Here is a 20757-nt window from a genome sequence, read left to right as displayed (position 1 = left end):
GTTCCGGCAAGCAGGCTGGTAGCAGCGCTTTCTCTATTGAGAACTACCTACAGCAAGGCAGATACCATGCGATTCGTAAATCTAGCTACTGTTTTCGGGCTCGCTCTTTTCACATGTGCATTTGCGGAGGCCCAAGATCGCTACGCCCCATCAGCTGGAGAAGACTCTGGTGCAAGGGCAGCAGACCTTGGCAATACGTCTTCAGACAGGCCAGGGACGCCTCGGCCCCTCCTCTCGGGAGAAGGTACTTCAAGCGAAGACGCTTCGAGTGAGCTTGGGGATGCAGCGCGCCGAGCATTCGACACCCGCCCTGGTGAAAGGCCTGCCGCGCCTCTCCCACGCCGTGATCTACCTACTCACACTGTTGAGCCCGCTACTCGTCAACCTTCCGGCGATCGCCCGCGGAACGAAGCGCGTATTGCCGAGATGCTCATCCAGCAGCTTTCGGACACTTCTGTTGCTCCGAATTTGCAGGGCGTGTCGCTTTCGCTGGCCGACGCCGTGCGTGATGCATTAACACGCGAAGCACAGACCCAGCGGATAGCCGCGTATTGGGATCTCTCTTTCTCGATCAATAGCTACCATCTAGCCACTCGCGAGGCCGATGAATTGCGTGGTGTCATGCGTAACGTTGCCACTCCTACCCTTTCGATGAAACAGAATGAGCAAGACCTGGAGATACGACTCGCCGCCACTGAGCGTGCCATGCTCGCCGCCCAAACGCGATTGCAGAAACTAATGGGAAACAACGCCCACTTGCCGATCCCAGTCGATCCACCACTCTGCAGTTCGTATGAGACAAATTACGACCAACTGTTCGGTCAGCAGATCTCGCCGGCCGCAAAGTACCTCAATGATCTGATCCCTGTGCGATACCAACAGCTTGTCTCCGAAGCGGAGTCTGTCGGAGAAAGCTACCAACAGTTGGCGGAGCTAAGCAAACAAGGACCTGCCGCCAGTTCTGCGGAGTCCCTTTGGCAGGCTCATCGAGTTTTTTCACTCGGTCGCAGGTCCTTCCTAAATACTGTTTATGACTACAACCAGGACATTGCCCAGTATTCGCAGTTGGCCCGACCACAAAGACTTGAAACCCAACGGCTCGTGGCCATGCACATTGGCACGGCGGGGGAGGCTTTCTCCGGTGCAGATACGAGTGTAATTCCTGCGACTGCTGAGGAACCGATCCCACGGGGACGCACCTTTCAGAGGAGAGAGTCGCGTCGGCCGATTGGCGATGAAGCTCCCGAAGAGGAGGGGAACGCTGAAGAGTCCTTGCCCGAGCAAGTTCCTGCAGAAATAGCTAATCCCAAGGAGCCCCTAGAAGAGGCTGGCGCTGCACCAGCGGAAACCAGCAAACCGTCCACCGAAACCGTTGAAGCTGAGAAATCAGAGCTTGGGAATGCGGAACCTGAAGCTGCAGTGTCTGAAGACACGGAAGCCAACGACGAGGAAGAGATATCGGTTCAAGACTTGTTCGGTGCAGAATGACCCCCGCTACGCTATCAACACCAACGGCCGATCAAGCCCCGAGCGAGCCAATTGCCCAGCCGCTCTTCATCGGCCCGTTGAAAGTCGATCCGCCCATTCTCCAAGCACCGATGGCGGGCTTCACGAATTATGCTTTTCGCCAAATCGTGCGCGAATTCGGCGGTGCGGGGCTGCTAGCCACCGAGATGGTCAACGCCCGCGGCTTCGTCTGGCTGGACGAAAACGAAGCGGAACACCCCGACCGCCTGTGGGGCGTCGCCGACGAGCCTCGCCCGCTGGCTGTGCAAATCTGGGATAACGATCCGCCCACGCTTGCCAAAGTGGGACGCCGCTTGGTCGAAGAATACGGCGTGAGCGTCGTGGATATCAACTTCGGCTGCCCGGTGCGCCAGGTGACTCAAAAAGCGCACAGCGGCAGTTACTTACTCAGTCAGCCAGGGCGAATGGGCGCGATCATCGAGCAGGTGGTCGCCGCGTGTGCTCCAACACCCGTGACCGCCAAGATCCGCCTCGGTTGCACTCGGGACCAAATCAACGCGATCGACATCGCCCAAGTCGTCGAAGGTTCTGGAGCGGCCGCGCTAACCGTGCATGGCCGCACCGCCGCCGACATGTTCCGCGGCAGTGCCGATTGGGACCGCATCGCGGAGATCAAACCGTACCTCAAGCGCATCCCGCTCATCGGCAACGGCGATCTCGACTCCGCGGAGAAAGTCCTCGACGCGTTCCGCCGTTATCCTGTCGATGGAGTGATGATCGCCCGCGCCTGCTTAAACAAACCCTGGTTGTTCGCTCAAGCCGCCGCCGCCGTGCGTGGACTGCCCGTTCCGCCCGATCCGACGCTTGAGGAAGAACGCGAATTGCTGCTCTACCACTTCAAGCTCGTCTGTGAACGGTTCGGCACCAAGAAAGCGGCCGTGCTCATGCGCAAGTACGCCTGCTGCTATGCCCAGGGCCGACCTGGCGCACGAGAGTTTCGCAAGCACGTGGCGGTGATTGAATCGGTGGAGGATTTTCACGAGATTGTGGAGCGGTATTTCCCACGCTCTAGCTAAACGGGTGGCACCGACAGTCGGTCGCAATAAACATTGCCATCTCGATCGCGCAGTTCGACCGATTGTCGGTGGGCAAAGCCCAAGAGGTCGAGCGGGTCAGCCTCCTGTGCTGCGCACACCGACAATCGACCGAGCATAGTCAACGAAGTGGCCACGCTTTTCGCGGTCGACTGTCGGTGTTACCCTTTTCATTAGACGGCGATAAACCAGCGGTGGTATCTTGCCAGAACGCATGAGTCATTACCCAACGTTTTTCTTTAGTATTGCGATGGAATGATACATACAGAAACTGTTATTGCAGCAGTATTCGTTTTTGGCTTTTTGCTATTTATGTGGTTATTGGAGACTCGTGGTGCCAAGAAAGGTCACATCGAAGTAGAAGGCTATTTGAAAGATACGCTTTGCAGCTCGGGTTGGGAACTTATTCCTGAGGGGATTAATCTATCACAAATCGAGTTCTATCCCGAACTGCTTTCCGGGCTGATTGGTGGCACCCAATTGCTTCCGATTGTTACGAGAAAGTCAGAAGAGTGGCTATTTGTTTGTAACGGTCGAAGTCGGCCAGATAACAGAACAGAGTTTGCTGCTTGCTATGTTGGTCGCAATACTGCAGAGTTGATAGATGCTTTTCGCTATAGAAGATCACTTGGAAGACTAGACAAACACACATGGGCTGAAGATTCGAAGTCCCTTGTGGACATTGATGGTCATCGAATAAGCAATTGGTTCGTAGTTGATGCAATCGAGGGACGGCAAGAAGTCCGTTCGAATGAATTCCTAGAAAAACTTTCGTCATCGAAAGAAATAAGCGAAGTTCAGCAAACGGAAAGATATTTTATTTGCATAGGCTTCCCGCATCGTTCGTCGCCTCAGGATATGGAGCTTCTACTCGAAGAGGCGCTGATGCTAAGAAAAGCGATTTGATCTTGGCCAGCAGTCTGTGAAGCCGTAGGTAGTTGGCGAAGGTCTAGTTCTCACCAACGCTACACACTGCTGGCTAAGGGCGACGTGGTGGCGGGCACTACGCCGCAACCAACAATCAGGCTAACTCGTTCAGTAAACGGCGATAAACCAGCAGTGGCACCTACGTCCGCCTACGCTAAGCCTCAATCAAACACGGCTCCCCTTGCCGGTTCTCATCCGTGTCATCCGTGGCTAACTCCGTCTCGGATACTCTCGCCAGCACGAGAAACCCGAGCAACACCACAAAGGCAAACACCATGCTGCATGCCCACACGAGCCTTGGGTCTTGCTCATAGAGAGCCGCCCCCGAGGCGGGACCAACGATAAAGCACACCGAGAACACCATCGAGAACCAGCCCATGTAAGGACCCTCGCCTCCCTCGGGACTCCGATCAGCGACAAAGCCGGATGCCAACGGGTGAGACAACATCTCGCCCACAGTGATGATGAACATCGAAAGCGCAGCAAAAGCAATCGATACGCCGTACGGCAAGATCCCAAAGCCAAAGCAGGCAAGGAAGCAGCCCCAGCCGATGGTCCTCAGCTGCGACCACTTCTTCGCAGCATCAACCAGGATCATTTCCGTGAGCACGATGATCGTGGTATTGAAGGCAAACATCGCACCGATCATCGGCTTGCTGAAGCCGTACTGATCTTTCAGATAGAGCGGATAGGTCGACCAAAACTGAAAGAACGGCAAGGCAGCAAGAAAGACCAGCACGAGAAAGACTACGAATGTACGATCCTTCAGCGGCGCAGCAACCACCGTTGGCTTTTCTGCGGCTGTCTCGTTGGTGTTGGCGAGCCGTCGAAAGCCAAAAAAGTAAAGCAATAACAGGGCACCAAGAGCCGTGGTCGCGCCATCGACAGCAAACAGCAGGCGGAAGTCGATCTCTGCCAACACACCGCCGATGGCCGGGCCGAACGAAAAGCCAAGGTTGGCTGCCAATCGCTGCAAAGCGAATCCACGCACCCGGTTCTCGCGAGTGGTCAGCAGAGCGATGGCGGCGTTATTCGCTGGGAAGACTGCCTCTCCCGTCACGCCCAAGGCGAACATGGCAGCAGCAATCCCTTGCCAGCTTTCAGCAAGCGGGATCAGCAGAAAACAGGGCGATACCAGCAGCAAAGCGCTAATCTGGACTCGCACCGCACCAACGAGTGGTACCAAGCGTCCCCCGATGTAAGCCCCGACGATCGCCCCTAAACCAAACGCTGAAAGCATCATGCCAGCAGACGATTCACTCATCCCCCGCTCTTGCCGAAGAAACAGCGTCAGGAACGGCATCACCATCGTCCCACAACGATTGATAAACAGCGCAAAGGCCATCAGCCAGACTTCCCGCGGCAAGCCGGAGTAGGCTTCGCGATATCGTGCGTACACGGATTGCAGCATCGCACTAGCTCGGCGGGGGTATGCGGGGACAAGAAGCGGAAAAACTACTGCTGTTGCAACCAGACCGACGCAAACCTATTGAGGTTCACTCAACAAGGCTAGCCTGTGTCGCATGCGATGCCTCTGCGGTACCGCTCTAAGCTATCACCGGTCAGGCTGCATTTCACCGGACTTCAAACGTTGGGTGTAATCGCTTGCCTTCCTACTAATCAGCCCCGAGAGCAACACCATACCGACGATGTTCGGAAACGCCATGCTGAGGATCATCATGTCCGAAAAATCAATGACCGATTGCAGTGAGAGGATGGGGCCAAGTGCCACAAAGATCAGGTAAACGATACGGTAGGGGAGAATCCCACCGGGGCCGATTAGGTATTCCGTCGCTCGTTCGCCATAGTAGCTCCAGGAAATGAGTGTGGAGTACGCGAAGCAGCAGACCGCGATACACAACAAATAGGGCATCGCCGCTCCCAGGCTAGCAAAAGCGCGTGCTGTAACGACGATTCCTTCAGGAGCGAGATCGCTTTTCCCGTAGACGAGGCCCGTTACTGGATCGAGATGGGCACTCGAAATGAGAATTGCTAGAGCGGTCATCGTGCAAACGGCGATTGTGTCAATCGCAGGAGCGATCATGGCCACAACCCCCTCACGAATCGGTTCATCGGTCTTCGCCGCGGCGTGAACGATCGCGGCCGAGCCAACGCCCGCCTCGTTGGAAAATGCGGCCCGTTGCGCTCCGGTGAGCAGGGCACCGAAAATGCCTCCATAGACACTCTTGACGGCAAACGCCTCGCTAAAGATCCGGCCAAACATGGCAGGTACTTCCTCGTAATTCTTGATAATAATGACGAGGCAAACGAGACAAAAGAACGCGCACATAAATGGCACGAGCTTGCTCGTGACTTCTCCAATTCGCCGAATCCCGCCAATAATAACGATCCCGACCAGAAACGCGAGCAGCAGACCAAATATCCAGGCGTGATGACTCGCTGCGACTTTGGGGAACTGTTGGTTGAGCAAGCTAAAAGCTTGGTTGCCCTGGAACATGTTCCCCCCGCCAAAGGCAGCGAGAATAGTAAGCACGGCAAAAGTTACCGCAAGTACTTTGCCCAGCAACGCCAGCTTCGGCAGGCGATCGCGAAATCCATCCTCGAGGAATACCATCGGTCCACCGAGCACCGTACCATCGGGCTTAACGCGACGATAATACTGTGCGAGTGAGCAACTGGTGAATTTGAGGCTCATTCCTAAAAAGGCAATTACCCACATCCAAAAGACGGCCCCCGAACCGCCCATGGTGATTGCAACTGCAACACCTGCAATATTGCCCAACCCAACGGTCGCCGACAGCGCCGATGTGAGCGCCTGAAAGTGCGAGACCTCACCCTCGTCCTTCTCGTCGTCAAAATGGCCGCGGATCACGCTGAAACAGTGGCCGAGGAGTCGTACATTGATAAACTTGTATCTTAGGGTGAAAAACAAGCCACCCGAGATGAGCGTAAGGAGAATTACGGACACGCCTCGTGGTTTGCCGTCTTCGTACGCGGGCACGATAGGTAGCTCGTAAAGCAATACCGCGCCAACCGCGTCATTCGCTTCGTCGAAGATCTGATTAATGCTGTCTTGCACCTTCAGGGAGCGCGATTTCTCAGCATCGTCCCAATTGGCTCGCCAGGCGTCACCGAACGAGAGCTCCGTATCCTCGGGCGACTCTGCAGAATTTGTAGCCTCTTCGGCGGAGGTATCTTCCGGAAAGCTTAAGTCCGGTTCCGAAACAACTTGCTCAGGATCAGGCTGAGCGAAGGCCTCGCACACGGGCAGTACCAGGAGTGTCCCGAGCAGGAAGAAAAAAAACGACTTTCGGCACACCATTAGGTAAACCTCCGCGGTAGCATCCGGGAACTGTAGGTAGCTCCCGCCAACCGCTTTGTTGAGCGTGGATATTCAGGATTTGTGACTAGTCACTTACGGCATGGATGCCGTTAGCGAGTTCTTCTAGACAATAACTTGTTTCAGGTCAAGTGTTTACGTCAGTTGAGTAATCACACGTGGGTATTTTTCAAACCACTGGTTGTGTAAAATCAGGAATCGCGTAAGATGATAGCTAAAGCCTAGTCTGCTAGCCCCTGAAACCTAGGCCTAAAACGACAGAGCCTTTGCGAACCATGTCCCACCCTCAATCAACAGCAGTGCCTCGAGTGTCTTCGGGCGACTACAAGGTGGTTGATCGCCTCAGACGTTCGGGGCAAGCAACTATTGCTGAACTCAGCGATGCGCTGGGTGTAACGGCCACCGCTGTTCGGCAACGCCTCGCCCGCTTGACAGACGCAGGCCTGGTTGAGCGAACTTCAACTCCCGCTGGACGGGGCCGCCCTACGCACCAGTACGGCCTTACCCAAGCAGGCCAGCGAACCGGTGGCAACAACTATAGCGAGCTGGTGGATGTACTGTGGAAAGAGATTAGAGGCATCAAGGACAAGGCTGTTCAGCAGGGTTTGCTGAGCCGCCTAGCCGTGAGCATGGCTGAGAAGTATCGCACTCGAATTTCTGGCGAGAACCTGACGGAACGGATGAGTTCCCTAGCCGCAGAGCTTGGCGGCCGTGATATCGCCTTTGAAGTCAACGACGAGGGTGGCCTGCCCGTGCTAACCGCCCTCGCCTGCCCTTACCCTGACCTTGCCGAACAAGATCGAGGCATTTGTGCCCTTGAGAAAATGCTGTTCACCGAAGTGCTAGGCGAAGACGTACGTCTAAGTGAGTGCCGTCTTGACGGTGAGACTTGTTGCAAGTTCGAACCGGTCGCGACCTAAACCAAGTCGAACCAGAAACCAGACATGTCAGAAATAGCGAGAAACAGAGCGTCAACAGACAGGCAGCACCTAGTAGACAGCCACTTGTGCGGGTAGCTTAGATAGATTGAGCGTTGCTTGAATTCCCCACCGGGGCCCTCCTGAGCCAGGGAACTTTCGAGCTAGCCAATTACTCCTGACAGCAAGACCATATTTGATTTTGAAAGGGCGAGCGATGTCTCAGCCATGGATTGAAGGCCGATTCGAAGAAAATGTCATCACGACGACCGTAGAAAATGCGATCAATTGGGCTCGCCAGTCCAGCATTTGGCCGCTCACCTTTGGTCTCGCTTGTTGTGCCATTGAAATGATGGCCGCAGGTGCCAGCCGTTACGATCTCGATCGATTCGGCGCGGGTGCCTTCCGTGCTACGCCCCGTCAGGCAGACCTCATGATCGTTGCCGGCACAGTGACCTACAAAATGGCTAGTCGTGTGAGGCGGCTCTACAACATGATGCCCGATCCCAAGTTCGTCATCGCCATGGGTGCCTGCACCGTCGGTGGTGGACCTTACTTCAAGTACGGTTACCACGTCGTCAAGGGCGTTGACTTAGTCGTTCCCGTCGATGTTTACGTGCCTGGCTGTCCACCTCGCCCTGAAGCATTGCTAGAAGGCCTCATGCGAATCCAAGACAAGATCAAGGGCCACAAGATCGCCAAACGTAACGGCCCTACTGGCTTTGGCCAGCTTGGGCAAAAGGTCGAAGACGAACTACCTGTACCGCATCACAGTGGCTACGTTGCTGAGCCAGTCGAAGGCGATCCCGTATTCGATCATCAAAAGATCACAAGTTAGTCTCCCCAAAATCATTCACCCGAACTGTAGGGAACGCCCCCCGTGGCATTCCAAATAACCTGAGAACGATTTCCCATGTCAGAAACACTGAAGATCACCGACCTCCAAGTTGCCGTAGAAGGCAAACCAATTCTCCGCGGCGTGAATCTCACGATCAACCGTGGTGAAACGCACGCACTCATGGGCCCCAATGGCTCAGGCAAGAGTACCCTTGGTAACGCCATCATGGGTCACCCTGGCTATGAAGTAACTGGCGGCCAAATCGAGTTGTCTGGGCAAGATGTCCTTGAAATGGATGCCTCCGAACGTGCCCGTGCCGGTATCTTTATGGCCTTCCAGCGCCCGATGGCTATTCCCGGTGTGAAAATGGCTGAGTTTCTTCGGCATGCGACCACGAATGTTCGCAACCCCGAGCGTAAAGAGGGCGAAGACCTGATCCCCATGCGTCAGTTCCGCAAGGAACTCACCGAGAAGATGGGGCAACTCAAAATGGACACCGAGTTTGCCCGTCGTTACGTGAACGATGGCTTCTCGGGTGGAGAGATGAAGCGAGCGGAGATTCTGCAACTCGCCATGCTCCGTCCAAAGTTCGCCATCCTCGACGAGACCGACAGCGGCCTCGATGTCGATGCCGTTAAACTTGCCAGCGAAAGCATCGCGGACATTATTAATGTCGAGGCAGGTGGTGCGGAAATGGGCATCCTGATCATCACTCACCACGACAAGCTGCTTGATCACAACACACCCGACTTCACCCACGTAATGCTTGGTGGACGTATCGTCGAAACTGGCGGTGTCGAACTCGCCAAGGAACTGTACACCGACGGCTACGACCGCATCCGCGCTGCTTACCCGGACGCTGCCGCCGTGGGAGAAGAAATGAAAGAAGCCCCAGCAGGAGTTTAGCTGAATCGCTGCTTGAATCGATTTGGAGTTAACATCGAATGCTCTCAGCCAAGCCTTGCTGAGCGTTCAATTTAATAGGAAAGCCATCATGGCAACTGACACACTACCAGATGTAACCGCCGACGAAATCAACAAGTATGATTTCATCACCCCGTCGCACGACGTGTTCAAGGCTCGCAAGGGCCTGGATAGAGAGATCGTTGCGCAGATCTCCGAAATGAAGGGGGAGCCAGGCTGGATGCGCGACTTCCGCCTGAAGTCTTATGAGATTTTCGAGTCGAAGCCCATGCCCGAGTGGGGCGGCGATATCGCGATCAATTTCCAGGACATCTACTACTACCTTAAACCGGCCGACCAGCAAGGCAAGACCTGGGATGATGTACCCGAGGAAATCAAAGATACCTTTGACAAGCTTGGTATCCCGGAAGCTGAGAAAAAATATCTCGCCGGCGTGAAAGCTCAGTTCGAGAGCGAAGTAGTGTACGGTTCGCTCCAGAAGGAACTGGGCGACAAGGGGGTCCTGTTCACTGATACCGACACAGCGATCAAAGAGCACCCCGAACTCCTTCGTGAGTACTTCGGCAAGATCATCCCGCCGGAAGACAACAAGTTTGCCGCGTTAAATTCTGCCGTATGGTCGGGTGGTTCGTTCATCTATGTGCCTCCGGGCGTAAAGATCGACTTCCCGCTACAGGCTTACTTCCGCATCAACGCGGAGCAAATGGGGCAATTCGAGCGCACTCTGATCATCGTAGACGAAGGTGCCGAGGTACACTACGTCGAGGGCTGCACCGCTCCGATGTACACAACCGAGAGCCTGCATTCGGCTGTTGTGGAAGTCATCGTCAAGAAGAATGGCCGTTGCCGTTATACGACGATTCAGAACTGGGCGAATAATATCTACAACCTCGTCACCAAACGGGCGATGGCTTACGAGAACGCCCTGATGGAATGGGTCGATGGCAACCTAGGAAGCCGGCTTACCATGAAGTATCCGGCCGTCTACATGATGGAACCCGGTGCCCGTGGCGAAATTCTCTCGATTGCTTTCTCCTCAAAGGGACAGCATCAAGATGCCGGTGCAAAGGTGGTCCATTGTGCTCCGAATACGAAGAGCCGGATCATCTCCAAGAGCATTAGCAAGAACGGCGGTCGCAGTAGCTATCGCGGTCTTTGCAAGGTGGAAGACGGTGCCACCGATTGCAAGAGTAACGTCGTCTGCGACGCCTTGATTCTCGACTCCGATAGCCGTAGCGACACCTATCCCTACATCGAAGTCGAAGAGCAAGACGTGCAAATCGAGCACGAAGCAAGCGTCTCGCGCATCGGCGAAGAGCAACTCTTCTACCTCATGAGCCGCGGCCTCAGCGAAGCGGAAGCCAGTTCGATGATCGTCAGCGGCTTCATTGAACCGCTTATCAAAGAGTTGCCGATGGAGTACGCCGTCGAGATGAACCGTCTGATTGAGCTGCAGATGGAAGGCAGCGTAGGCTAGTGTCGTAGCCTCAAGCAGACGGTCTGCCGAGCCAACAATTTACAAGCGTGGCGAGCGAGCTGAGGCGGAACCAGCCGTCCCAGACTGGGCGATGCCTGTCGACCAACTGTTTGAATAGCCAGCTATTTGAGTAACTAAGCACAACAGAATTGAAACGTAACCGATGACCGCAACGTTAGAACACACCGGCTTCACACAACAAGCCTTCGACGATTTCCTCGACGCACGTGACGAGCCAAACTGGCTTGTCGACATGCGCCGTGCCGCTTGGAAGCAATTCGGCGAATTGCCCATGCCTTCGGGCAGTGATGAGGAGTGGATGCGGACCGATATCCGCCTCTTCAAGCTCGATCGCTACGGACTTCCTGGTGAGCGTGATACCGAAGCGGCAACGCCCACCGCGCTGCTCGCAGAAGGTGTTGAACTTGGCGGCCACACACGAGCCGTCGATAGTCGTACCGTCGATAGCGATCTTTCGTCCGAACTTGCTAAACAGGGCATCCTCTACGGAAGTCTAGGCCGCTTGACTGCTGAGCATGGCGACCTACTAAAGCCTTTCTTCGAGCGCCGTCTCGTTGACCCAAGCTACGACAAGTTCGCTGCACTCAACGCAGCCTGCTGGTCAGGCGGAACGCTCCTCTATGTGCCCAAGGGAGTAAAAGTTCAACAGCCGCTCCACGCACTCTCCACGATTACCGACGGAGGAGTCGATCTCAGTCGTACCTTAGTGATCCTCGGAGAGGACGCTGAAGCTACACTGCTTTCCGAGTCCGCAAGTTCCGACCAATCTCATGGTGGCATGCATTGCGGAACGATCGAACTCATTGTCGGAGAGCGAGCTCGCCTTCGTTACGTGAACTTGCAAAACTGGGGAGATCGCGTTTGGCACTTTGCTCATCAGATGGGTGATGTTGCCGCAAATGCCAACTTGCAGTGGACGATCGGCGCCCTGGGAAGTCGCCTTGCCAAGGTGAATCAGCACGTAGCGCTCACGGGCCAGGATGCAGAGGCCCAGGTCAACGGGGTGATGTTCACGCAAGGCAAGCAGCACTTGTGCTACAGTACCCACCAGCACCATAAAGCGCCCTTTTGTCGCAGCGACTTGCTCTACAAAGCCGCCCTGCAAGATCATTCACGCACCGTATGGCGTGGCATGATTAAGGTCGATGAGCCGGCACAGCGCACTGATGCCTATCAGCGGAACGATAACTTGATGCTCGCCACCACCGCACGGGCCGATTCTATCCCTGGATTGGAAATCGAAGCGGACGATGTTCGTTGCACGCACGGCAGCACCTCGGGTCGTGTCGATGAAACGCAAGTCTTTTATGCCATGACACGTGGCTACACCCGTCAGGAAGCAGTTCGCATGATCGTTGAGGGCTTCTTCCAACAAGTCTTCGATCGCATCACCATCGAAAGCGTTCGCGAAGCCCTGGGTGAAGCAATTGGACAAAGAGTTCGCGACCTATAGTTCGTTCGTTCTAATAGGCAAGACTCACAAGAGTACCGTTAGCCGCCGGCCTTGATCGATGCTCGGCTCGCCATCAAACCACCCGCCGACCTAGATTGGCGGTTAACAATCTTTCTTAGAAACTATCCATGCCCGATTATGTGGCTGTAGCAAAAACCTCCGAAGTCGCCGACCCGGGCTCCATGCTCGTGGAGGTTGAGGATACTCTCGTGGTGCTTATCCACGCCGCCGATCACTGGTACGCCCTCGACGATGTATGCACGCACGACGGTGGCCCGCTCTCCGATGGCCCAGTCGATCCGGAAGACAAATCGATTGCCTGCCCCCGCCATGGCGCGAAGTTCAACGTCGAGACTGGCGCGGGCATGACGATGCCTGCCACAAAGGCGACTGTTTCCCACGAAGTGAAAGTCGAAGGCGAGCAAGTGTTTGTGAAATTGGCTGAAGAGTGAGTCCTGAAACTGCTAGGAACGCCCTCCGTGGAGTTCCGGAACCCTGGATTGAGAGTCTACCCATGCCTGTTGCTGAAGAAAAAGTCTACGAAGCGCTCAAGCAAGTGATCGACCCCGAGTTGTTCGTGAATATTGTCGATCTGGGTCTCATTTACGAGGTGAAAATTGACGAGAAGGACGACGGCAAGTCTGACGTGCAGGTCGAAATGACCATGACTAGCCCCGCCTGCCCAGCCGGCCCGCAGCTGCTCGGCCAGTCGAAGGAATTCGTTGGCAAGCTGGAAGAGGTCAGTGAGGTCGATGTCAAACTTGTCATGGACCCACCCTGGACGCCCGACCGCATGACCGAAGATGCTAAAGACCAATTAGGAATCTTCTAAATTTTGTAGGGGAACGTCCTCCGTGGCGTTTTACACTTGGTAGCACAGCCAACTCATGCATGTTTTCCTCTACGAATGGGTCACCGGCGGCGGGCTGGTTGAGGAATCGGGGCGGCTACCAAGTTCCCTCCTCGCCGAAGGTGCCGCTATGGCATCGGCTTTGGCTGCCGACTTTCTGCAACTCACTGACTCTCGCGTCACCGTGCTGCGTGATCTGCGGCTCGACGAGCCAGCTTACACAGGTTGTGAGATCATTGAGGTGCATTCTAGCGCCCAACAGTTCGAACTACTGGCGGCTTGTGCGGAGAAGGCTGACTACACATTGGCGATAGCGCCAGAATTTGATCGTCACCTACACAATACTGTTGCCCACCTGCAAAGCGGCAGTTCAATTTCGCTCAACGCCGGGCTCGAGTTCATTAATCTTACCGCCGATAAACGGGCAACAGCAGAGCGACTAGCGATCCATGCCGTTCCCGTACCACAGGCAACACTCGTTCGGGGGGATGAAGAACGCCTACCCGACGACTTTCCATACCCCGCAGTTCTCAAACCAGTAGACGGGGCCGGCTCACAGCACACACTTCGCGTCGAAGGGGCGCTAGATCAGCCAGACCCACACCCTTGGCCACGCCGCTTAGAACAGTACATACTAGGTCGCCCGGCAAGTGTACTCTTCATCTGCGGTCCGAGCGGGGAGACTCCTCTACCTCCCTGCTGGCAGCGACTCTCGACGGACGGGCGGTTTCAGTATCTAGGCGGCTCACTTATTCTTGTTAAGGCACTTGCGCAACGGGCCACCGACCTTGCAAGCCGCGCCCTCTCTGCCCTAGCACCTGTTAGTGGGTTTATTGGAGTCGATCTCATCCTCGGCGAAGCAACTAATGGATCGGAGGACTTCGTCATCGAAGTCAATCCTCGAGTCACAACTTCCTACGCCGGACTCAGGGCTGTGGTTAAAGAGAATCTTGCCGGAATGGCGATCGCTGCCGCCACCGGTAGTCCGATCACGCCTACTTCGCGAGGCATACCTTTAGAATTTACTGCTGACGGGCAAATTACGTTACCATAGCTGGCGACGTGAGTGAGCCCCACGCAGAGGCGCGGAGATCGCAGAGTATACAGTTTTTAACTCAGCGTCCTCCGCGCCTCTGCGTGGAATCAAATCTTCCAAGCACGAGATATGACACTCTTAGCATTCGATATCGGTGGTGCAAACTTGAAGGCTGCCGACGGCAACGGCTATGTTGAGCATCGCGCGTTCCCGCTTTGGAAACAGCCAGAGCAGCTTGCCGGTGCGTTGGCGAATATGATTGGATTAGCACCGCCAGCGGAGCAAATTGTAATCACCATGACCGGCGAACTCGCCGATTGCTACCAAACGAAGGCCGAGGGCGTGAAATCTATTGTCGGCTCAATCCGTGAAGCCGCAGCACATCGGGAGGTACTCGTCTATTTGACTGACGGCCGGGTCGTGGAACCTCCTATTGCCATCGAGCAACCCTTGCTCGCGGCAGCCAGCAACTGGCATGCGTTAGCCGCGTTGGCTGCACGTTACTTGTCCGCGCCGCGCGGTTTACTCATCGACCTGGGCACCACCACGTGCGACATCATTCCGACTGCGAACAGCAAACCGGCAACACAAGGCAGGACCGATCCTGAACGTCTTGCCAGCGGGGAACTTGTTTACTCAGGCGTTGAACGCACGCCACTGTTTGCAGTCGTTGAGGCGTTTCAACTCAACGGTCGCCCCACCCCACTGGCGCCCGAATTCTTCGCCACGACTGCCGATGCGTATCTACTGCTCGACCAATTGCCGGAGGATCTACAGAACTGCGATACCGCGGATGGCCGCCCGCGAACGAAATCCTACGCCCACGCACGAGTCGCCCGCAGTGTATGTGCGGATACCAGCCTCATGAGCTACGGTGAAGCGCTCGCAGCAGCTGAGTTGGTCCGCGACGCTCAGGTGAAAAGCATCGTTAAGGCAGTAAAACAGGTCACGGGGCATAGTGGCCAGCAGCCAGCGCAGGTCGTGCTAAGCGGAAGTGGCGAGTTTCTCCTAGAGCAAGTGATAGAAGCGTTGCCCTGGGATTTGGAAACCGTTTCGCTGAGCAATATGCTGGGGCCCGAAGTCAGCCGCTGTGCGACGGCGTATGCCTTGGCGCTGCTTGCATGCGTGAATGACTAAGCCTAAGGACGCGGTCATTCGACAGGCGAGATATTGCCTCAACCGCCATACTTCAAGTTCCGAAAGGCGCGTTTCCTTTCCTCTTCTTCTTTCGTCTTGGGTAGGCGAATGGTGCAGTTAGGAAAAGCTTTCTTCAGTGCCTTCGCTGCTGCCCCGTACTTCTTTACGCGAGTATCACTGAGATTGAGCCAAGTCAAACCACGCAGCTTGTAAAAGTGCTGCAACGACTCGTCGTTGATTTCATCCCCCCGGAGTGTCAGCTTTTCCAATCTTTTCAAATCAGTGATCCCGGGGACTTGCTCCGCGGAAATCTCGGTTTGCAAATCAAGGCTAGTGAGATTGGGCAAGGCTTGAAGTTTCTTGAAATCAGCATTTTTGAGGTCCCATGCCCATGTTCCAAGACTTTCCAAATTCTTGAGCTTGACGACGTATTCGAATGATTCGCCTGTGATTTCTGGGCTACTGACGGTCAAATGCTCCAATTGTGTCAATCGGCTTAACTCTGCCATCCCATCGTTGGTGATCTGTGTTCCAAAGAGGCTGAGCGATTTCAATCTGAAAAAGCGGACGAGTGCCTCGGTGACATCATCTTGAAGTTGGAACTCTTTCAGGATATCACCGGTTTGCGGATCGTATGAACTACAGGAGATCGACAGGCGTTCTAGATTCGGCAGTTTCGTCAGCTCCAGCAGTGCCTCTCGAGAAACCTTTGCACGGAGAATGTGGAGCTTGCGAAGCCCCGTATTACGCGCGAGTTCAGCAGCATCCTGCACACGAGTCTCATAATTCGTGTTCAGCCACAATTCATCGATTCGAGTGAAATTGCCGAGCAAGCGATAGTCTTCAACCGTCAGGTCAAAGCTATTGACGGACAGTGACCGGAGTGCTGGGAGCTTCTTGAGGTGAGAACCGGCTTTAAATCGGTCTTTGTCATCACTGTACGAGGCGCCGCTAAGCCGTACCTCGACCACTTGCTCGAACCAGTGTGCGCCCAACCACCGGCGTAGCCACTCAGGTCCAGGTCGCTCAGGTTTGGCATGCGAATCACTCCCGCGTGCTCGGACTTGCCAATCATAGACTACGGTTCCCCACTTGCTAATAATCGCCTCGGTGGCGTCGCGTTCCTCTAGTGCGGGCCGGACTATCAAACCGAAGAACAGCGAAACTACCACGGTTGCAATCAGCAAACTACGCAACGAGAAGCGAAACCATCGACGGCGGGGTCGAGAATCCGCGGGTGGATTATTGGAACTCACAGTCATGCGTTGGATTGTACTCCGATATTCAAATTCCCAGCAGTTCTAAACGACAACCAAGCGTGGCCAAGAATCGCTGCTGTTAGCCAATCTAGAGACAAGTAGAATGTCATTGCAACAATGTCCAGATCGAGTCGCTGGTAGCCGACCCTGCAGATTGCTGCTTGTCGACTACTCATGCTAGCCAAAAGTCGCACGCGATGCTGCACTAGCGTTTGCGCAACTCTTTCTGCAATCAGGAGTTAGCAGACTGAGTATTCACCAGAGCCATTGACTTTTGCTCGTAGAAACGCGTATTTCAACAAGAGCATAAGGGACAATCAGCCCCGCCGCTTGCTGGCTTAGCCGCATCGTCAACTGATTCAGCGACAATTGCTTACCGCTTACGGGCACCGAGAAAGATCGCCACCACCAACGCCCCAAACGCTAACGGCAGCGCAGCAAGAGAGATCAAAGTTGCTGAGAGCCCCAGGACCGTTAGCACTTGAAATAACTGCCCGCCCGCGACATCTCCGGTACGTTTGCCGACTGTGTCGATGAAGGCTTTTGCTCGATACTTTTCCTCGGGAGTAACGCGAGTGTAGAGGGTTTCCAATGATGGATTCGCAAACCCGAAAGCCGAACCGCGCAGGGCAACTTGGAAGTAGAACACGACGGCTAGCGTTGGCAAGAAATAGAGCGTCGTGAACCCAATCAGCAGCACCAGCGGGGCGAGTGAAAGTGTCGTCGCGACGCCTAGCCGGCGCAACAGCCATGAGACAACGGCTGACTGTAACAGTAGTGTCACGTAGCCAGTCCACTCGTTGAGTTGGGCGAACCAAGCAGAGCGATCCTGTTCGTCGGCAATTTGGCGGCCCACCATTTCCGTCATCTGGAAGTAGGCAAGCGTTGCGCAGATGCTTGAACCGATAATGAACAGGGCAACGCCCAACAGTAAAGGAGTCCGAACCACTGCCAGCGCTCCCTCCCAAGCGGCAGACCAGCGAAACTGCTCAGAGGATGGAACCGAATTCGAGTGGGACTGAAATCGCCGTAATTGAAACGAGCAAATAATTGCAGTAACTAGGATCAAAGCAGAAGCGATGAGCAGGCCACCCGTCCCGAGTTGTTCGACAGCCAGCTTCACGAACCAAGAACTCGCGATCTGTCCGATCGTTCCTGCGGCAGCAATGATTCCAAACAAACGCTTGCCTTGTTCGGCAGTGAACAAATCAACCACGCTTCCCCAAAAAAGTGTTACCACAAATAGATTGAACACACTCACCCAGACGAAGAACACCTTGCCAAGCCACTGCATCTCTGACGGCGGGGTCGGACTACGGCTCAGCGCGGCAAACAGCAATAGGTTCGCCGTGAAAAACCCGTACACCAACGGAACTAACCAACGCCGCGAAGTGCGCGAGACAATCAGTCCATACAGTGGAGTCACCAGTAGCATGACCACCAGGGTAGCGGTGAAGAGCGTGGCCTTCTCAGCACCCGTGAGATTCGCTGCAAACGTCTCGCGCACCGGGCGAATCACGTAGTAGGACGCGAGCACTAGAGAAAACCACAGTGCACTCCAAGCAACCGGAGCCGTTTCGTCGCGATGGATGTCGAAGAGTTTCACGCGGCAGCCTTCGCTCGGTCACTTTTGCCGGTTGGCCAGAAAAGTTTTAGCATTGCCGGCAACAGCAACAGATCGCCCAGCAAAGCTGAGAGCATCGTCACGGCAGCCAACTCAGCAAATCGACGAGTTGGAACGAAGGTAGAAAGTAGCAGGATGGCCATGCCGCAAACAATGAGGATCGTTGTCATGAGCACCGCTCGGCCAGTGCCCAGGCAGGTCCGTCGGATGGCGGCAATGATATCCGATTCGGTCAGATCGGCTTTGCCTTGTATTTCGTGACGAAAGCGGGCAAGGAAATGAATAGTATCGTCAACGGCAACTCCCAGGCTAATCGCAAATACGATCACGTTACTCATGCTAATCGTGTAACCTCGAATGCCCAGATAGCCGAGGGTCACCACCAGCGGGGCGATATTAGGTAGGATGGAAATGAGTCCTAGACGTGGTGAGCGCAGCACTAAGCCAATCACAATAAAGATCAACCCGGAAACGCCAAGCAAGGAGAAGAGTAAATCGCGAATGAACTGAGTGAGAGCTACTGCAGCCACGTAGGATTCACCCGTGATGCGAGTTTCGATGCGAGACGCTGCAGTTGGCGGGAATTTTGCTTCAAGCAGTACTGCAAGCCAATCTGCCAAGTCCAGCGTGCCTTGCGTCCCTAAGTCGCGTAGGTTCATGAGAATACGGAGTTGCCGATCGTCCTCAGTCACGAAGTATCGCGTGGCATTATGTTTCGAGGATTGTTTGAGTGCTTGATAGCACTCCTCAAGCCGTCTCTCAAGTTTCGACGGATCATCCACGAGGTTCGGCAATTGACGTCCACCAGGCAGTTGGCGATCGACCTCCCGCATGACGCCAACCAGCGAACGCAGGTTAATTACCCCAGACTGCGTTGAGATTCTTATCTCAAGTTCACAGAGGCGAAGCCAATGGTCAGCCGTCAGAAACCACTTTTGAGTGTCGCTTGAGAGAATGATCTCCATGGGCACAAAGCCGCCGAGTTGCTCTTCAAGCAAGTGCATCTGTTGTGTCTGGGGATGATTTTTGTCGAACGTTTCCAGCAAGTTGGAATTAATTTCCGTATTCCGGCCAATGAGCCCAGCAATAAACAACAGCGCCACACCGCAACTAACCGTAAGACGCGGCCAAGCAATCGCCCAGCGGCCGAATGCCCAAGCCCCTCTCGCTAGAGGAGAATGTGCGGAATTCGGCGGACCGCCGCTTGGGGCGACTTGCCTTGTCGGTCGATAGATAGGCATCAGACCGGAACACACCAGTACCGTGGCGATGAAGAATAGCCCAATCCCCATGGCTGCCTGCCAACCCAGTGCTCCCAGCAGCTGACTACGGGCGGCAAGTAAGCTCAGGAACCCCAATGCGGTTGTGAGGCTCGTTAGCAAGCAAGCCAACGTAATGCGTTGCGTTGTGCGTGCAGCGGCGTCGGTCGCAAAAGTCTTTGAGGTAACAGAGCCTCGCTGGAGCTGCTCTGCGTATTCGTTGAGAAAGTGAACGCAACTGCTCACGCCGACGATCATCAGCAGAATTGGTAGAACGTTGGAAATAATTGTTAGCGATTGCCCGAGTAAAACCAGAGCGGCCATGGTCCAGGCGAGCCCAGTTGCTACTGCCGCCGCAGACACTACGACTCCAGTCCAACTTCGGAACAGCACAATTTGAACTAACGCAAAGACCAACGCCGCTAGCGGAATGATGGTTATCTGGTCGCGCTGCAATCCCTGGACGATGGCTGCGCGCATGGTTGGCAATCCGCCCAGGAACGCGCGAAAGCCGGCTGGCACCTTCGATTGCACGGTGAGCTGCTCTACTTTGGAGACCACAGCTGTGACGTGATCGATATCCTTGCGTCTGGGATCGAGATGCAAGACCAAGGCCGTGAAGCGTCGGTCTGGGCTAATCAGCGTTCCTTCCAGCAATGGCTGATCATTGACTTTCTCGCGCACGAGCTGCGCTTCCTCATGGTTGATGGTCCCTTCACGAATCACCGGAACGAACATCAACCCTGTGCCTCCGAACAATCGAGGTCTCGGCAGCCGCGTCGTGGCGAGGGAGTCAACACGGTCGACTTCAGGAAGCCCTACGGCGTCATCTGCGAACTGCAATTGCCACTTCAGGGCTGCAGGCGTCAAGCAGTCCTCCTTGCTGGTGGCTTGCAGAACCACAATGATAATGTTCTCAGCGTGGCCAAAAGTTGCCTTTACCTGCTCGCTGTAGGCGACCAGCTCGTTTTCCCCAGAGAAGATCGCCTGAGGCGTGAAATCGTAGTCGATTCGCACGGCAATGACGGCAGAGACAGCCGTTATTGCCAGAACGGCGGCAAGAACGCCCTTGCGATGAGCAACCAACCAATACGCCCAGTTCCGCGTTTTCGTCCCTGTTTTCGGCGGCTCGTCCCTGCCTTGGTTCATAAAAATCCAGCAAAACCGGGCGGT

General features: G+C 55.0%; 17 protein-coding genes. 12 read left to right on the top strand and 5 right to left on the bottom strand.

Translation table 11 applies throughout. The features are described from left to right. Positions 1–66 precede the first annotated feature (66 nt). From HG15A2_RS12985 to HG15A2_RS12975, 3 genes are all read left to right on the top strand, one after another. The gene (locus tag HG15A2_RS12985) at positions 67–1488 is read left to right on the top strand and encodes a hypothetical protein (protein WP_145060643.1); all 1422 of its coding nucleotides are present in this window, start codon (positions 67–69) and stop codon (positions 1486–1488) included. Positions 1489–1598: 110 nt separating this feature from the next. Beyond that, positions 1599–2543 (top strand): tRNA dihydrouridine synthase, encoded by a 945-nt coding sequence (locus tag HG15A2_RS12980; RefSeq protein ID WP_246117964.1) that lies wholly within the window; start codon positions 1599–1601, stop codon positions 2541–2543. A 273-nt stretch (positions 2544–2816) separates the two neighbouring features. Then, the gene (locus HG15A2_RS12975) at positions 2817–3467 is read left to right on the top strand and encodes a hypothetical protein (protein ID WP_145060641.1); all 651 of its coding nucleotides are present in this window, start codon (positions 2817–2819) and stop codon (positions 3465–3467) included. Between the two features lie 175 nt (positions 3468–3642). Here HG15A2_RS12975 and HG15A2_RS12970 read toward each other — a convergent pair whose 3' ends face one another. Both HG15A2_RS12970 and HG15A2_RS12965 read right to left on the bottom strand, forming a co-directional pair. Continuing rightward, positions 3643–4899 carry an MFS transporter gene (locus HG15A2_RS12970; RefSeq protein WP_145060640.1) on the bottom strand — a complete coding sequence of 419 codons (1257 nt, stop codon included), beginning with the start codon at positions 4897–4899 and terminating at the stop codon, positions 3643–3645. A 144-nt stretch (positions 4900–5043) separates the two neighbouring features. Further along, positions 5044–6771: an alanine/glycine:cation symporter family protein gene (locus HG15A2_RS12965; RefSeq protein ID WP_145060639.1), complete on the bottom strand. Its 1728-nt coding sequence runs from the start codon at positions 6769–6771 to the stop codon at positions 5044–5046. Positions 6772–7064: 293 nt separating this feature from the next. On the opposite strand from HG15A2_RS12965, the gene HG15A2_RS12960 reads away from it, so the two are divergent. The 9 genes from HG15A2_RS12960 to HG15A2_RS12915 all read left to right on the top strand — a co-directional run bounded on the left by HG15A2_RS12960 (position 7065) and on the right by HG15A2_RS12915 (position 15442). After that, on the top strand, positions 7065–7709 hold the full coding sequence (locus tag HG15A2_RS12960; protein WP_145060638.1) for a helix-turn-helix transcriptional regulator: 645 nt from the start codon (positions 7065–7067) through the stop codon (positions 7707–7709). Positions 7710–7923: 214 nt separating this feature from the next. Next, positions 7924–8544 carry an NADH-quinone oxidoreductase subunit B gene (locus HG15A2_RS12955; RefSeq protein ID WP_145060637.1) on the top strand — a complete coding sequence of 207 codons (621 nt, stop codon included), beginning with the start codon at positions 7924–7926 and terminating at the stop codon, positions 8542–8544. Positions 8545–8619: 75 nt separating this feature from the next. After that, entirely contained in the window at positions 8620–9450 is an 831-nt protein-coding gene (gene sufC, locus HG15A2_RS12950) for a Fe-S cluster assembly ATPase SufC (protein ID WP_145060636.1), read from the top strand. An 88-nt stretch (positions 9451–9538) separates the two neighbouring features. After that, positions 9539–10945, top strand: coding sequence for a Fe-S cluster assembly protein SufB (gene sufB, locus HG15A2_RS12945; RefSeq protein WP_145060635.1), 1407 nt, complete (start codon positions 9539–9541; stop codon positions 10943–10945). A gap of 163 nt (positions 10946–11108) precedes the next feature. Further along, positions 11109–12419, top strand: coding sequence for a Fe-S cluster assembly protein SufD (gene sufD / locus HG15A2_RS12935; RefSeq protein WP_145060634.1), 1311 nt, complete (start codon positions 11109–11111; stop codon positions 12417–12419). A 128-nt stretch (positions 12420–12547) separates the two neighbouring features. After that, the gene (locus tag HG15A2_RS12930; RefSeq protein ID WP_145060633.1) at positions 12548–12871 is read left to right on the top strand and encodes a Rieske (2Fe-2S) protein; all 324 of its coding nucleotides are present in this window, start codon (positions 12548–12550) and stop codon (positions 12869–12871) included. Between the two features lie 62 nt (positions 12872–12933). Then, positions 12934–13251, top strand: coding sequence for a metal-sulfur cluster assembly factor (locus HG15A2_RS12925; protein WP_145060632.1), 318 nt, complete (start codon positions 12934–12936; stop codon positions 13249–13251). Positions 13252–13306: 55 nt separating this feature from the next. Next, positions 13307–14323, top strand: a complete 1017-nt coding sequence (locus HG15A2_RS12920) for an ATP-grasp domain-containing protein (protein WP_145060631.1) — start codon at positions 13307–13309, stop codon at positions 14321–14323. Between the two features lie 111 nt (positions 14324–14434). Continuing rightward, positions 14435–15442 (top strand): hydantoinase/oxoprolinase family protein, encoded by a 1008-nt coding sequence (locus HG15A2_RS12915; RefSeq protein ID WP_145060630.1) that lies wholly within the window; start codon positions 14435–14437, stop codon positions 15440–15442. A 38-nt stretch (positions 15443–15480) separates the two neighbouring features. On the opposite strand, the gene HG15A2_RS12910 is transcribed toward HG15A2_RS12915, so the two are convergent. The 3 genes from HG15A2_RS12910 to HG15A2_RS12900 form a co-directional block, all read right to left on the bottom strand. Further along, complete coding sequence (locus HG15A2_RS12910; protein ID WP_218931939.1) at positions 15481–16704, bottom strand: leucine-rich repeat domain-containing protein; 1224 nt, start codon at positions 16702–16704, stop codon at positions 15481–15483. 370 nt (positions 16705–17074) lie between these two features. Continuing rightward, positions 17075–18307: an NTP/NDP exchange transporter gene (locus HG15A2_RS12905; RefSeq protein WP_145060628.1), complete on the bottom strand. Its 1233-nt coding sequence runs from the start codon at positions 18305–18307 to the stop codon at positions 17075–17077. Further along, on the bottom strand, positions 18304–20733 hold the full coding sequence (locus tag HG15A2_RS12900; RefSeq protein ID WP_218931938.1) for an efflux RND transporter permease subunit: 2430 nt from the start codon (positions 20731–20733) through the stop codon (positions 18304–18306). The genes HG15A2_RS12905 and HG15A2_RS12900 overlap by 4 nt, the downstream gene beginning before the upstream one ends. Between the last annotated feature and the right edge of the window lie 24 nt (positions 20734–20757).

This window comes from Adhaeretor mobilis (assembly GCF_007741515.1).
Lineage (GTDB): Bacteria > Planctomycetota > Planctomycetia > Pirellulales > Lacipirellulaceae > Adhaeretor > Adhaeretor mobilis.
This window is presented reverse-complemented; position numbering and strand designations above follow the sequence as displayed.